The following is a 15586-nucleotide window of genomic DNA, read 5'->3' on the forward strand; positions in this document are numbered from 1 at the left end:
TCCATGATTACTGGGCTTGAACGCGCAGTTCTGCGGCACTGCGACTCTGGTGACCAAGTAGCGTGCGTAAGTCCGCTGCTTGTGGTTTCACTAAGTAGAACTTTGGAATCCATTCATCAAAGTTCGCTAAGATATCTTCTGCGTGGCTAGAGCCGGTTTCTTCAAGATGTTCGGCAATCAGACCGCGTAAATGTTCTTGATGGATGTAGAGATCCGACAGAGAAATCGCTTCAACTGATTCGTGGTTCACGCGACCTTGGAAGTCTTGGTTCTCATCCAATACGTAAGCAAAGCCGCCGGTCATACCCGCGCCGAAGTTCACGCCTGTCGCGCCAAGAATGGCAACAATACCGCCCGTCATATACTCACAAGCGTTATCGCCTGCACCTTCAATGACGGCAATTGTGCCCGAGTTTCGCACGCCGAAACGCTCACCTGCTTTACCTGCCGCAAATAGCTTACCGCCAGTTGCCCCGTACAGACAGGTGTTACCAATGATGGTCGCTTCATTACACTTAAATGTCGTGCCTTGGTGTGGCTTGATAACCACTTTACCACCAGCCATGCCTTTACCGACGTAGTCGTTCGCATCACCTGTGAGGTAAAGTTCTACGCCACCCGCGTTCCAAACGCCAAAGGATTGCCCTGCGGTTCCATCTAGGTACAACTTGATTGGCGTTGCCGCCAAGCCTTGGTTACCGTAACGCTGAGCAATTTCTCCCGATAGGCGGGCACCTACGGAACGGTCAGTGTTGATCACGTTGTAGAAAAAGCTAGCAGATTGGCGTTTCTCAACCGCTTGCAACGCATCTTCTATGATTTTGTTGTTTAGTTCTGCTTTATCAAATGGTTTGTTTGGCTGCGTCCAGTAAAGAGGAAGCCCCTCTGGAGAGACTGGAGCCTCAAGGATATTAGACAGGTCCAACTTGGTTTGTTTCGCTGTTAGACCATCAACGGTTTCCAACAAATCTGTACGACCAATTAAGTCCGTCAGTTTCTCAACGCCAAGTTCAGCAAGCAATCCGCGCACTTCGTCCGCCAGACCAATGAAGTAGTTCATCACCATTTCTGGCAGACCTTTGAAGTACTCTTTACGCAGCGTCTCGTCTTGAGTCGCAACCCCAGTAGCACAGTTGTTGAGGTGACAAATACGTAAGAACTTACAACCCATTGCCACCATTGGCGCCGTACCAAACCCGAAGCTTTCCGCACCGAGAATCGCCGCTTTCACCACGTCTAGACCGGTTTTTAGACCACCATCTACTTGCAGGCGGATCTTATGGCGCAAACCATTCGCTACCAGCGCTTGTTGTGTCTCTGCCAGTCCTAGTTCCCAAGGGCTACCGGCGTATTTCACTGAAGTTAGTGGACTTGCTGCGGTGCCGCCGTCGTACCCAGAGATAGTAATGAGATCAGCGTAAGCTTTGGCTACACCCGTTGCAATGGTGCCGACGCCTGGCTCAGAGACTAGCTTCACCGAAACCAGGGCATTTGGATTGACTTGTTTAAGGTCGAAGATCAACTGAGCTAAATCCTCAATCGAATAAATATCGTGGTGCGGAGGAGGGGAGATCAGAGTGACCCCTTGTACCGAATAACGCAGTTTAGCGATTTCTGCCGTAACTTTGTGTCCTGGTAACTGACCACCTTCGCCTGGTTTCGCCCCCTGGGCCACCTTGATTTGCAGTACATCCGCATTAGTTAGGTAATGAGGCGTTACGCCAAATCGTCCCGATGCAATTTGCTTGATGCGCGAGTTACGTTCTGTACCGAAGCGGCGTGGATCTTCACCACCCTCGCCTGAGTTTGAGTGACCGCCAAGACGGTTCATCGCCATCGCTAATGCTTCGTGCGCTTCTGGGCTGAGTGCGCCAATGGACATCGCCGCAGAATCAAAGCGTTTAAAGAGTTCAGTGTTAGGCTCAATTTGCTCTAAAGGTAGCGGGGAGCCTGATTTTTTCAGTGCCATTAGGTCACGCAGCATGGAAATAGGTCGCTGATTTACCTGCTTAGCAAAACTGTGGTAATCGCTACTTTTACCTGATTTCACCGCGGTTTGCAGTGTGCTTACTACGTCAGGGTTGTAGGCGTGGTATTCACCATTGTGGACGTATTTCAATAAGCCACCATGCTCAATGGCTTTGCGTTTTGCCCATGCTTTACGAGAAAGGTTGTATAAATCTTGTTGGAAGTCTTCGAAGCTTGCCCCTTCAATTCGAGTCGTTACGCCTTTAAAGCACAAGTCGACCAGTTTTTGGCTCAAGCCAACCGCTTCAAACAGTTGTGAACAGCGGTAAGAGGCGATGGTCGAGATCCCCATTTTCGACATGATCTTGTAAAGACCTTTGTTGATGCCGTGTTGGTAGTTTTGCATCACATCGCGATAGTCTTTTTCTAGCGCTTTATCATCAATCAGCTTACCTAATGCTTCATAAGCAAGGTATGGATAAACTGCAGTGGCACCAAAGCCAAGCAAGACGGCAAATTGGTGCGGGTCACGTGCTGTGGCGGTCTCAACAACAATGTTGGCATCACAGCGTAAGTTTGCATCGATCAGACGAGTTTGAACCGCGCCAACTGCCATGGCAGCAGGGATTGGTAGCTTGCCTTTGACTAAAGCACGATCCGATAACACCACGAGAACCGTCCCCTCACGCACCACTTGTTCGGCTTGGTCGCACAAATCATCAATGGCTTGTTTGAGATCTTTCTGCTGTGGATCGTAGTTGATATCGAGAATGGTATTACGGTAGTGATCGTCTCCAAGTTCGAGTAACTGCTGCATGTCTGAGTAAAGCAATACCGGTGAATCGAAAGTCACTCGGTAGGCGTGACCATCGGTTTCGCAGAAGACATTCATCTCCTGACCGATGCTGGTCGCCAATGACATCACGTGTTTTTCACGCAGAGGATCGATTGGCGGGTTGGTTACCTGAGCGAACTTCTGACGAAAATAGTCGGTAATTAAACGCTCTTTAGAAGATAGAACGGCCATTGGTGTGTCATCACCCATAGAACCGACCGCTTCCTGTCCCATATCGCCAAGGACACGCAGTACTTGATCGACTTCTTCATTGCTCATGGCAAATTGCTTTTGGTAAGTCTTAAGCAAGTCTTCGTCAAAGCTGCGTTCGCCCACTTGATCTTCAGGTAGCTGAGAAAAAGGCGTGAGTTTACGAACGTTGTTTTCCATCCATTCGCGATAAGGGTGGCGAGACTTCAGATCGTTATCGATCTCACTTGATTGCCAAAGTTTGCCTTTGCGTGTATCGACAACCAACAGTTCGCCTGGGCCCACTCGGCCTTTTTCGGCTACTTCATCGGGCGCATAATCCCAAATGCCAACCTCAGAAGCTAAGGTAATGAATTTATCTTTGGTGATCACATAGCGTGCAGGGCGCAGCCCGTTACGATCTAAGTTACAGGCAGCGTAACGGCCATCGGACAGTACGATGCCAGCCGGGCCATCCCATGGCTCCATGTGCTTGGAGTTGAAGTCATAGAACGCACGTAGATCCGGATCCATGTCTGGATGATTTTGCCATGCTGGTGGCACAAGCATGCGCATGGCTCGGAAAATATCCATCCCGCCAGAGAGGAACAGATCCAACATGTTATCTAGGCTCGAAGAGTCTGAACCCGTCTCGTTAACAAATGGTGCTGCAGTTTGAAGATCTGGCAACAGTGGCGATGAAAACTTGTAAGCACGAGCTCGCGCCCATTGGCGGTTACCTTCAATGGTGTTGATCTCACCATTATGAGCGAGGTAGCGGAACGGTTGAGCCAGAGGCCAACGAGGTTGAGTGTTGGTTGAAAAGCGCTGATGGAACAGGCAGATAGCAGACTCCATGCGTAGATCAGCAAGATCAAGATAGAAGCGCGGTAAGTCCGCAGGCATGCACAGACCTTTGTAGACCAGTACTTGTGTCGATAGGCTACAAATGTAGAAATCAGGATCTTCTGTGATTTGTTTCTCGATGCGACGGCGAGCAATGTAAAGTCGACGTTCAATGTCACGCTCGCGCCAACCTGCTGGTGCAGAAATAAAGACTTGCTGAATATTGGGAAGTGAATCGGCGGCGATAGGACCGAGGACTTCAGAATTGGTTGGGACCTCGCGCCAGCCTGCGACGGTTAAGGTCTCTTGGGCGAGCTCTTTATTAATAATGTCTTTAGAAATCTGTGCTTTTACAGGGTCTTGGCTAAAGAAGATCATCCCTATGGCGTATTGTTTACCAAGATTGTAGCCGTTTTCTTCGGCAATAAGACGCAAATAAGAATCGGGCTTTTGTAGAAGAAGTCCGCAGCCATCACCTGTTTTCCCATCGGCGGCGATACCTCCGCGGTGGGTCATGCGGTCAAGTGCAGAAATTGCTGTACGAACCAGCTTGTGACTTTGCTCACCTTCCATGTGTGCGATTAAGCCAAATCCACAGTTGTCTTTCTCAAGACTTGGATCATAAAGAGCCATTGCAATTCTCCCTTTGCTTATCTGCCATCCCGACAGATATATCAACACTACGCGAGTTGATAACGATGACTAACTATGCGTCATTTTTATGATTTAATGAGTATACATGCAATAAAAGCTGTAAGTTATTTTAACAAAATCTGCGCGTTTTATTTGCACTAACTTCACAAGCTATAGCTTATGGTAAAGAAGGTCAAGTTATTAGTGAATCATCGCGCCAATATGCGATTTACCGTTTATTTGGCTAAATTTATTGTTTTATATCAGTAAGATAAAAAATTAACCGTTACAAAAATGCAACATTTGATTTTGCGTGAATAAAAAAAGACCAGCATCAAATGCTGGTCAAAATAAAAAGACTGGAAAGAACTGTTTTCTTTCTTCGCTACCAACCATCGATACTGTTGATGGTTGGATTTAATACTCAGAAAGAGGAAGTGAGAACACTCCCTTTACGCAGAAAGCATCAGTGAATCTGCTTTTGCTTCTAGGTTTGTACTACCCATGAGATAGTCATCGATAGCACGAGCACATTCACGCCCTTCGTTGATACAACGAACAACCAGAGATTGGCCTGTTCGCATATCACCAGCAGCAAATACGCCTTCTTGATTCGTCGCAAAGCCTTGAGTTGCTACGTTGCCGCGATCATCTAAAGCGACATCCAGTTGAGCAAGCACACCTGTTGGTTCTGGGTGCAGGAAGCCCATCGCTAGGAATGCCATATCACATGGGATCACACGCTCGCTGCCTTCAACTTCTTTGAAGCTTGGGCGCTCGCCAGGTTTCGCATCTTGCCAAACGATATCAGCTAAACGAAGACCAGTGACTTCACCTTTGTCATTGCCGATGAACTCTTTGGTTAGGATGTTCCAGTGACGATCAACACCTTCTTCATGAGACGTCGAAGTACGTAGGATCATCGGGTACTGTGGCCATGGCATATTTGCAGGGCGTTTCTCTGGTGGAATCGGCATGATTTCAACCTGAGTGATGCTTGCTGCGCCATGGCGGTTTGATGTACCTACACAGTCAGAACCCGTATCACCACCACCGATAACGACAACGTGTTTACCCGCGGCGTGAAGTTCTTCACCTTTAAGATCCATGTCGTTGGCACGGCGGTTGTTTTGACCTAGGAATTCCATTGCGAAGTGAACCCCTTTTAGTTCACGACCTGGAACGGGTAAATCACGAGGTACGGTTGAGCCACCCGTTAGTAGAACTACATCGAACTCTTGACGCAGCTGCTGAGCATTCACATCAACACCAACATGTTGGTTAACTTTGAATTCGATACCCGCTTCTGCCATCAAGTTGATTTTGCGGTCAATCACATCCATACCCAGTTTGAAGTCTGGGATACCAAAACGCAGTAGACCACCCACTTTCTCGTCTCGCTCGAATACAGTCACAGTATGACCAGCGCTATTTAGTTGCTCGGCAGCCGCAAGACCTGCAGGACCTGAACCGATGATCGCAACAGTTTTGCCTGTGCGAGAGCGTGGTGTTTTTGGTTTGGCGTACCCTTCACGGTACGCCGTTTCTACGATGGTCTTCTCGATGTTACAAATCGTGATTGGATCTTGGTTGATGCCTAGTACACAAGCACTCTCACATGGAGCTGGACACACACGACCAGTAAACTCAGGGAAGTTATTAGTCGAGCTTAGAATGTTCCATGCCTCTTCCCAGCTATCACGATAAACCGCGTCATTAAACTCTGGGATGATGTTACCGATAGGGCAGCCGTTATGACAAAACGGCACACCACAATCCATACAACGAGAAGCCTGAGTATTGATCTTGTCACCAAACTCCTTGTTCAGAACAAATTCTTTGTTGTTCTTAATGCGTTCAGCTGGGTCGATCTTCTGTGGCAGTTCACGACCATGTTCTAAAAATCCAGTAGGCTTACCCATTATACTGCCTCCGCTTGAGTTTCGTTTCCTTGAGACTGCGCTTCAGCTTTACGCTTTTGAAGTACTGCTTTGTAATCACGCGGCATCACCTTAACCATAGAGGCTAAGCTTGCTTCAAAGTTGTCTAGGAAAGACTGAGCGACTTCACTTCCTGTGAATTGAACATGCTTGGTTAGCATGTCGAGTAATAGATCTCTGTCTTCTTGCTCGATAGGGTCTAGGTCAACCAACTCTGAGTTTAGTTTTGACTCAAAGTCACCTGATTTATCCCATACGTATGCGACACCGCCACTCATGCCGGCTGCAAAGTTACGACCTGTTGAGCCAAGGATTATCGCAGCACCGCCAGTCATGTATTCACAACCGTGGTCACCAACACCTTCGACGACGACTTTCGCACCTGAGTTACGAACACAGAAACGTTCACCAGCCATACCGCGAATGAAAGACTCACCTGAAGTTGCGCCGTAGAAACATACGTTACCAACCACGATGTTGTCTTCCGCGACAATGCTCGACTTCGCATCTGGGTATAGCACTAGCGTGCCGCCGGACAAGCCTTTACCCCAGTAGTCGTTGGCATCACCTTCCACTTCGAACTTCACCCCTTTTGCTAGGAATGCGCCAAATGACTGACCCGCAGAGCCTTTGAACTTAACGTTCATTGGTTGAGGCAGGCCTGCGTCTTTGTAGACTTTCGAGATTTCGTTCGACAGCATAGTACCCGCAGAGCGGTCCGTATTAACGATTGGGAACTCGGCATTTACCGCTTCACCTTTCTCTAGTGCAGGAATGGCGGCTTGAATCAGTTTGCGATCCAAGACATCTTCTAAGTTGTGGTTTTGCTGTGTTTGATTGAACACGCCATCCGCTTCGCGCGCTTGTTCAACGTGAAGAACTGGTGATAGGTCAAGATTCTTGTATTTCCAATGAGATACATCTTGGCGAACTTTTAGTTTCTGTCCTTGACCAACCATTTCGTCGATCGTACGGAAACCAAGTTCAGCCATGATTTCACGGAGACCTTGTGCCATGTACTGGAAGAAAGTTACGACATCTTCTACGCGACCATCAAAGCGTTCGCGAAGTGTCTTGTTCTGAGTTGCGATACCAACTGGGCAAGTGTTCTTATGGCACTTACGCATCATGATACAACCCTCAACCACTAGGGCTGCGGTTGCCACGCCCCATTCTTCTGCACCTAGTAGTGTTGCCACTGCAAGGTCGCGAGGTGTCTTCATCTGGCCGTCCGCTTGAACCACGATACGGTTACGCAGACCGTTCTTCAGTAGCGTTTGGTGCGTTTCTGCCAAGCCAAGCTCCCAAGGCAGACCAGTATGGCGGATTGAAGACATTGGAGATGCACCCGTACCGCCGTCGAAACCTGCGATAAGCACAACGTCCGCTTTCGCTTTCGCGACACCAGAAGCGATCGTACCTACGCCAGCTTCTGATACTAGCTTCACGTTCACACGACCAGCGCGGTTGGCGTTCTTCAAGTCGTAGATCAGCTGAGCCAAATCTTCGATTGAATAGATATCGTGGTGTGGCGGTGGCGAGATAAGGCCAACGCCTGGAGTCGAGTGACGTGTTGCCCCGATCCAATCATCTACTTTATCACCTGGTAGCTGACCACCTTCACCTGGCTTCGCACCTTGAGCCATTTTGATTTGCAGCTCTTCCGCATTAGTTAGGTAGTAAGAGGTTACGCCGAAACGACCTGAAGCTACCTGCTTGATTGCAGAGCGTTCCCAATCGCCGTTCTCTTTGCGCTCGAAACGCATTGGGTCTTCACCGCCCTCACCAGAGTTCGATTTCGCGCCAAGGCGGTTCATCGCAACAGCCAGTGTTGAGTGGGCTTCGTAAGAGATAGAGCCGAATGACATCGCACCCGTCGCGAAACGTTTCACGATGCTTTCAATTGGCTCGACTTCGTCGATAGAGATGGAACCTGCTGGGTTCTTAATAAACTCAAGTTGGCTACGCAGGGTTACCGCGTTGTCACCTTGCTTATCGACCGCTGTTGCGTATTGCTTGAACTGTTCGTAGTTCTTGTTACGCGTAGACTCCTGCAGTAGAGAAATGGTTTCTGGGTTGAACAGATGCTTTTCACCACGCTGTTTCCATTGGTAAACACCGCCAACATCCAGCATTTGGATTGGGATTTCGCGTTGTGGGTAACCGATACGGTGACGGATCAGCACTTCTTTCGCAATGTCGTCTAGTGTTAGACCTTGAATGCGCGAAACGGTACCGGTGAAGTACTTGTCTACCACTGATTTGTGGATACCCAAAGCTTCGAAGATTTGCGCGCCGTGGTACGACTGAAGCGTTGAAATACCCATTTTCGAGAAGATCTTCAGAAGACCGCCATTGATCGCTTTACGGTAGTTGTTGAACAGATCGCGAGGGTTCGCTTCTGGATCCAACTTCTTCGTACGTTGAAGTTCAATGATGGTTTCAATCACTAGGTAAGGGTTAACCGCATTCGCACCGTAACCAAGTAGCGTTGCAAAGTGGTGTGTTTCACGCGCGTCACCGGTTTCAACCACGATGTCACACTTCGCACGTAGACCTTTGCGGATCAAGTGGTGGTGCACGGCACCAACTGCCAGCATTGCAGGGATCGCCGCGTGGTTTGAGTTCACTGCACGGTCAGTTAGAAGGATGATTGAGTAACCATCGATAACCGCGTCTTCTGCGTATTGGCAGATACGTTTTAGTGCACGCTCAAGCTTGCCTTCATCTTCATTGGCTTGGAACACGATATCCAACGTCTTCGCTTGTAGGTGCTCGTTATCGATCGCACGCAGTTTTTCAAGCTCAGAGTTCGCCAAAACAGGCGATTCTAATTCGACTTTCTGACAGTGAAGTGGTGTTTCAGTCAGAAGGTTTTGGTCTTTACCCAAGTAGGTGTTCAGCGACATAACCATACGCTCACGGATCGGGTCGATCGGTGGGTTAGTTACCTGTGCAAACAGCTGCTTGAAGTAGTTTGAAAGATGCTGTGACTGATGAGATAGAACCGCAAGAGGCCAGTCGGCACCCATTGCTGATAATGGCTCTTTCGCATCATTCGCCATTGGAACGATGATTTCGTTTACTTCTTCAGTGCTCACACCGAAAGCTTGTTGACGGTGTAGCAAACGCTCTGGAGAAGGTTGGCTGAACTGGTTGCTCGCATCTGGCAGTTTCTTCAAGCTCAGTAGGTTTTCTTCTACCCACTTCTCATAAGGCTGCGCTGTTGCGATGGTGTCTTTCACTTCTTCATCAGAGATGATGCGACCTTGCTCTAGGTCTGCAACGAAGATACGACCTGGTTGTAGACGACCACGGAACTCAACGTTCTCTGGCTCAATATCCACAACACCAGATTCTGATGCCATTACGAGGAAGTTGTCTTTGGTCACTGTGTAGCGAGAAGGGCGCAAACCGTTACGGTCTAGTGTCGCACCAACTTGAACACCATCAGTAAAACATACTGAAGCAGGACCATCCCATGGTTCCATGATGTTCGCGTGGTACTGATAGAACGCGCGACGTTTAGGGTCCATGTTTTTGTTTTCTTGCCATGCTTCCGGGATCATCATCATCAATGCGTGTGGCAGGCTACGACCAGAAAGAACGAGGAGCTCAAGTGCCATGTCAAAGTTAGATGAATCCGAGCTGCCTTCCTGACAGATTGGAAGAAGCATGTCGATTTCAGCCTGAGTAAATAGGTCTGATTCTAAGATTGCTTCACGGGCTTTCATCCAGTTCAAGTTACCGCGAACTGTATTGATCTCACCGTTGTGGGCAATGTAACGGAAAGGCTGTGCAAGACGCCATTTCGGGAAGGTATTGGTAGAGAAACGAGAGTGTACCAGTGCCAGTGCAGTCACCATGGTTGGGTTTTGCAGATCAAGGAAATACTGAGGTACTTGCTCGGTTGTTAACTGACCTTTGTACACCAATGTCTTGTAAGACATGGAGTTAATGTAGAAGTCGTCACCAATGTTCGAAACGCTTTCTAGGCAAACTCGCACTGTGTAGTTACGAAGTACGTACAGTTTGCGTTCTAGCTCTTCAGGTGTGATGCCAGGGCCACCAGAGATAAACACATGCTCAAACTGAGGCTCAGTGCTTAGCGGGTCAGCACCGATCATTGAGTTGTCGGTTGGCAAAACGCGGTAGCCGATAACTTCAAGGTCTAGACGCTGTGCGTTGCGTTCTAGAATATCTCGGCATTGTTCGCGTTTGTATTCGTCTTTCGGGAAAAGAACGACACCAACACCATACTTTTCAAATGAAGGCAGTTTAATGCCTAGCTTAACGGCTTCTTCTAATAGGAATTCATGAGGTTTTTGTAGCAAGATACCCGCACCATCACCGCTGCATGGGTCGCAGCCTTGACCACCACGGTGTTCCATGCGAGCCAGCATATCTAGTGCTTGAGTCACTACTTCATGAGATTTACGGTTTTTAAGGTGAGCAACAAAACCGATACCACAAGCGTCATGCTCCAGCTCCGGAGTGTACAGACCCTGTGAATTTTGCTCTCTATCTACCATAGATACATCCTTCCAGTTCAATGTCGACGCAAGAATTCCAGACAGATCTTGGCTGTCTTGTACGTTCTGTACGTCTTGTCCTTTATATTTATGATTCGAAACCGACCTAGGTTGGCCGGTTTTGATTCCTTTCCGTATCTCGCAGGAAAAGTATTGCGAGAAAAACAATCCTTGGTGATATCCCTTAGTTTATTGTCACAATTTAGTGACTTATATAGGTGGGGGCGGGATAACGCCGACAAATCTTGTCGTTGATAGTGTAATAAAATCTAAAAAAACGACTGCTTTGTGTAAGTATCCTACAATTTTGTGACTTCCGATTGCAATGAAAAGTCGCTTTTGTGACCCAAATTTTTCGTTTAATTATGCATTTTTTGTTTAACATTTGCGCAACAATGCCGGTTTTGAATTGGTTTTATGCAGTTTTATTGATTTCGTACCGTTCCGTGTTTGTTTGAATTGATTAGAATTGCCTGTTTTTTCTTGCAGGGATGTAATTTAGTTACACTAATCGTAGTGAGATTTATTACGGTTTACTATTGGTGAGAATCTATGCAGTTACATGAATTGGTCAATACGCTTGGCCAAGATCTTCAGCGTCGTTATGGCGAGAAAGTTCATAAGTTGACTTTACACGGTGGCTTTAGCTGCCCAAACCGCGACGGCACGATTGGTCGAGGCGGTTGTACATTTTGTAATGTTGCTTCGTTTGCGGACGAAGAGGTGCAGATCCAAAGTATTCATGATCAATTAAAGGATCGAGCTGGTGAGATTCACCGTGCGAAAAAGTACCTTGCATATTTTCAGGCTTACACCAGTACCTATGCAGAAGTTCAAGTGCTTAAGAACATGTATGAAGAGGCACTGAAAGCCGCTGATATTGTGGGTTTATGCGTGGGGACGCGTCCCGATTGTGTTCCTGATGCAGTATTAGATTTGCTCTCTGGCTATGTAAACCAAGGCTATGAAATTTGGTTAGAACTGGGGCTGCAAACGGCGAACAACAATACGCTCAAGCGCATCAACCGTGGTCATGACTTCGAGTGTTACGCAGAAATTACCAAACGTGCTCGGGCACTAGGCATTAAAGTGTGTACTCACCTGATTGTCGGCCTACCAAAAGAGACTCGAGATGACAACGTCGACACGCTGCGTAAAGTGTTAGAAGTGGGTACAGATGGTATTAAGCTTCATGGGCTGCATATCGTTGAGGGTAGTACGATGGCGAAAGCGTGGCGAGCAGGAAAACTGGAAGCGCCAGAGCTTGAAGAATACGTTGCGATCGCCAGTGAGTTGATTCGTATGACACCCAAAGAGGTGGTTTACCATCGAGTATCTTCTGCTGCCCGTCGTCCAACTTTGCTCTCTCCTCTATGGTGTGAAAACCGCTGGTTGGCGATGACGGAGATAGGACGAGCGCTTGATCGAGAGGGTGCCCAAGGCAGTTTGAATGGTGATGCGTTTCTCTATACCAAGCCTGAACTAAAATCTGAATAATCCAACGAGAGCGAGCGTCGATGTATGCCTCGCTCTTTTTATATACAAAGCGAATTCATACTTTCCGTTATTTAGACGCTTGCTTTGTGACCATTTGCTATAAGTTGATCACAGACTGTTTAAACTCAAGTATTAAACACGTTACACTGCGTGGACTTGAGTGAACTCTTGCGCTGGCCCTGAAGCGTGTTAGTTCTTCATCGTATCATCCAGAGAATCAAACAGAATGTGTCAAATTCAGACACAGATGGATGCCTATCTCAATCAAAGGTTCAGGGCTCTTTGTCATGCTTATTCCATGGAGTAGTGAATGAAGCCCATGAAAAATCTCGCCCAGTATTATGTTGATCTACTTGTTAAGCTGGGGATTGTCCGTTTCTCAATTTTACTTGCATTAGCGCTGGTGGCTTTGGCCGTTGTTGTTCAGGTGGGTATTACTCTAGCACTGCAAGGTAGTGTGGGTGATATCGACTTGGTTCGTTCGGTCTTTTTTGGCCTATTGATCACGCCTTGGGCGGTGTATTTTCTTTCCGTTGTGGTTGATCAACTGGAAGAATCCCGTCAACGTTTGACCAAATTGGTATCGAAGCTGAAAGACATGCGCTCACGCGATCAAGAGTTGAACTTTCAGTTGCAACAAAACATTGAAAAATTGAACCAAGAGATCGAAGAACGAATTAAGGCAGAAGAAGGCCGTGAAGAAGCGATGCAAGATCTTGAGAATGAGGTCTTTCAACGTGAGCGTACACAGGTTGAATTAGCTGAGCGTACTGCGCTGCTTCGCTCTTTTATTGATGCGTCGCCCGATCTGATTTATTACCGAAATGCGGATGGCGTTTTTTCTGGCTGTAACCGAGCAATGGAAGAGTTAACCGGTAAGAAAGAACATCAACTCGTCGGGTTAAGCCCATGGGATGTCTATAGCAAAGAAGTCGCAGAGCATATCGTCGATACAGACCAGAAAGTGTTCGATGATAATCAAGCGATCACTTATGAGCAGTGGCTTGATTACCCTGATGGCCGTAAACATTACTTTGAGCTGCGTAAAGTGCCTTTTTACAGCAAAGATGGCCGCCACCTTGGTTTGGTCGGCTTTGGACGCGACATTACGGAACGCAAGCGCCATGAAGAGTCATTAGAGAAAGCCAGTCGTGACAAAACCACTTTTATCTCAACCATTAGTCATGAACTGCGTACCCCTTTAAATGGTATTGTGGGTTTGAGTCGAATGTTGCTCGATAGTCAACTTACGGAAGAGCAACGCAAACACATGCAAACCATCAATGTCAGCGCAATCACGCTCGGTAATATCTTCAATGACATTATCGATATGGATAAGTTTGATCGTCGAAAGCTGGAACTGTTGCCAGCCCCACTTAACTTTGAAGATTTTGTCGCGGAGATAGAAAGTATTTCCGCACTGATGGCGGAGCAAAAAGGGCTACGCTTTGATTTAGAACGCTTGAGCGCTCTACCACAGGTTATCGAAGTGGATGCGACGCGTTTGCGTCAAGTCATTTGGAATCTTGTTAGTAACGCGATGAAATTTACCAAAGAGGGCGGTGTGGTCATGACCGTCAGCGCAGAAGTCGATGAAGATTACGCGACCATCATTATGGAAGTTGAAGATACCGGTATCGGCATCCCGGAAGAAGAACTCGATAAGATTTTTGCCATGTACTATCAAGTGAAGTCAGGCAAAGACAATTTACATGCGGTAGGTACAGGCATCGGCTTAGCGGTGTCTCAGCAGTTGATCAATATGATGGATGGTGAAATTACCGTCGCGAGTGAAGAGGGGTTTGGCAGTACCTTTACGGTGTCTATCCACATCCCTGTTGTTGAACAACAAGCACCTGCCATTGATGTTAAACGCGAGAGCGTGCACCTGAATATCTTCATGGTGGAAGATATTGAGCTGAATGTTACGGTTGCTAAATCGTTACTTGAAAGTTTAGGTCATTCCGTGACTGTCGCAATGACAGGTAAAGAGGCACTGGTGAACTTTGTTCCAGAAGAATATGACTTAGTTTTGCTGGATATTCAGCTGCCCGATATGACTGGCTTTGATGTTGCAAACTACTATCGAGAGCATTACGACACTTTACCGCCGTTGGTTGCACTTACGGCCAATGTGGTGAAAGAGCGTCGTGAGTACTTGGATAATGGTATGGATGATGTGATCAGTAAACCATTGGCCGTTCAAGCAATTCAAACCGTCATTGATAAGTTTCTTTTACAAAATGATGAGAGCAAACCGATGGTTACTTCGATCTCCGATGAGGTTGAAGAGAGTGTTGTTGTCTCATCACCTATGATTAATACACATTTGCTCGATCTGGATATGTTAGAGTCTTATGTAGACATCGTCGGCGTAAAACCTGTTTACGATAGCATCAATATGTTTGAAAAAATGATGCCTGACTATATTGATGTTTTGGACTCCAATATGATGGCCAAAGATCAAGAGGGTATTGTTTCCGAAGCGCATAAAATAAAAGGTGCGGCAGGATCGATCGGCCTTAAACACATTCAAAGCGTTGCACAGAAAGCGCAATCACCCGATATGCCTGCTTGGTGGGAAAACATTTCTGATTGGGTAGAGGAAATAAAAAACGAGTATCAAAACGATATTCAAGTCTTAAAAAGTTGGTTGGAACAGAGGAAGTAACATGAAAAAATTTGCATCGGTAGCATTAGCCATAGCATTGCTGGGTGGTTGTAGTACCACGCCTCAAGTGGCGTGGCATGAAGATAGTCAAACCACGATAAACAAAGTGAATGTAGAGCTAAAAAGTAACCTTTGGGTAAACTTGATGCCGACTATCGGAGAAGTACAAGAGCAGAATGTCCATGGTGCATTGTACTTGCAAGCGAATAGTGAACTTCCAGCTAACCTAACTGTTGATACCTTGATCATTAAGCAAGGGGATTCCGAGTGGGAGATCGACGGTGACTTACTCGAGTTGCGCACTCACACAGAAAATCAATGGGAAGTTGCATTCGTATGGCAGATTGAAGCCGATATGGAAAAGCGCGTTGATCTAGCGCTGCTACTCGATGATGCAGGTAACAAAGGTTGGTTAGTCGAGAAAGGCATTAAGATCGACAAGGTTTACTAGAACCGTCAAACAGCAGATAGAAAA

General features: G+C 47.1%; 6 protein-coding genes. 3 read left to right on the top strand and 3 right to left on the bottom strand.

The genetic code is table 11. From position 1 onward, the window contains the following. Positions 1-7 precede the first annotated feature (7 nt). The 3 genes from gltB (VA249_RS02180) to gltB (VA249_RS02190) form a co-directional block, all read right to left on the bottom strand. Positions 8-4471, bottom strand: coding sequence for a glutamate synthase large subunit (gene gltB, locus VA249_RS02180; RefSeq protein ID WP_221068656.1), 4464 nt, complete (start codon positions 4469-4471; stop codon positions 8-10). 452 nt (positions 4472-4923) lie between these two features. Further along, positions 4924-6393 carry a glutamate synthase subunit beta gene (locus VA249_RS02185; protein ID WP_221068657.1) on the bottom strand — a complete coding sequence of 490 codons (1470 nt, stop codon included), beginning with the start codon at positions 6391-6393 and terminating at the stop codon, positions 4924-4926. Further along, positions 6393-10943: a glutamate synthase large subunit gene (gene gltB, locus VA249_RS02190; protein WP_221068658.1), complete on the bottom strand. Its 4551-nt coding sequence runs from the start codon at positions 10941-10943 to the stop codon at positions 6393-6395. The genes VA249_RS02185 and gltB (VA249_RS02190) overlap by 1 nt, the downstream gene beginning before the upstream one ends. A gap of 552 nt (positions 10944-11495) precedes the next feature. Here gltB (VA249_RS02190) and mnmL point away from each other — a divergent pair. The 3 genes from mnmL to VA249_RS02205 all read left to right on the top strand — a co-directional run bounded on the left by mnmL (position 11496) and on the right by VA249_RS02205 (position 15562). Continuing rightward, positions 11496-12440 (top strand): tRNA modification radical SAM protein MnmL/YtqA, encoded by a 945-nt coding sequence (gene mnmL / locus VA249_RS02195; RefSeq protein ID WP_211915397.1) that lies wholly within the window; start codon positions 11496-11498, stop codon positions 12438-12440. A gap of 319 nt (positions 12441-12759) precedes the next feature. Continuing rightward, complete coding sequence (gene arcB, locus VA249_RS02200; RefSeq protein ID WP_420864273.1) at positions 12760-15111, top strand: aerobic respiration two-component sensor histidine kinase ArcB; 2352 nt, start codon at positions 12760-12762, stop codon at positions 15109-15111. A gap of 1 nt (position 15112) precedes the next feature. Beyond that, positions 15113-15562, top strand: coding sequence for a putative periplasmic lipoprotein (locus VA249_RS02205; RefSeq protein ID WP_221068660.1), 450 nt, complete (start codon positions 15113-15115; stop codon positions 15560-15562). The last annotated feature ends 24 nt before the right edge of the window (positions 15563-15586 follow it).

The sequence above is a fragment of the Vibrio alfacsensis genome, from assembly GCF_019670485.1.
Lineage (GTDB): Bacteria > Pseudomonadota > Gammaproteobacteria > Enterobacterales > Vibrionaceae > Vibrio > Vibrio alfacsensis.

Coding starts and splice junctions, on each gene's coding strand:
- VA249_RS02205 (WP_221068660.1), top strand. CDS start 15,113: ATGAAAAAATTTGCATCGGTAGCATTAGCCATAGCATTGCTGGGTGGT.
- arcB (WP_420864273.1), top strand. CDS start 12,760: ATGAAAAATCTCGCCCAGTATTATGTTGATCTACTTGTTAAGCTGGGG.
- gltB (WP_221068658.1), bottom strand. CDS start 10,943: ATGGTAGATAGAGAGCAAAATTCACAGGGTCTGTACACTCCGGAGCTG.
- mnmL (WP_211915397.1), top strand. CDS start 11,496: ATGCAGTTACATGAATTGGTCAATACGCTTGGCCAAGATCTTCAGCGT.
- VA249_RS02185 (WP_221068657.1), bottom strand. CDS start 6,393: ATGGGTAAGCCTACTGGATTTTTAGAACATGGTCGTGAACTGCCACAG.
- gltB (WP_221068656.1), bottom strand. CDS start 4,471: ATGGCTCTTTATGATCCAAGTCTTGAGAAAGACAACTGTGGATTTGGC.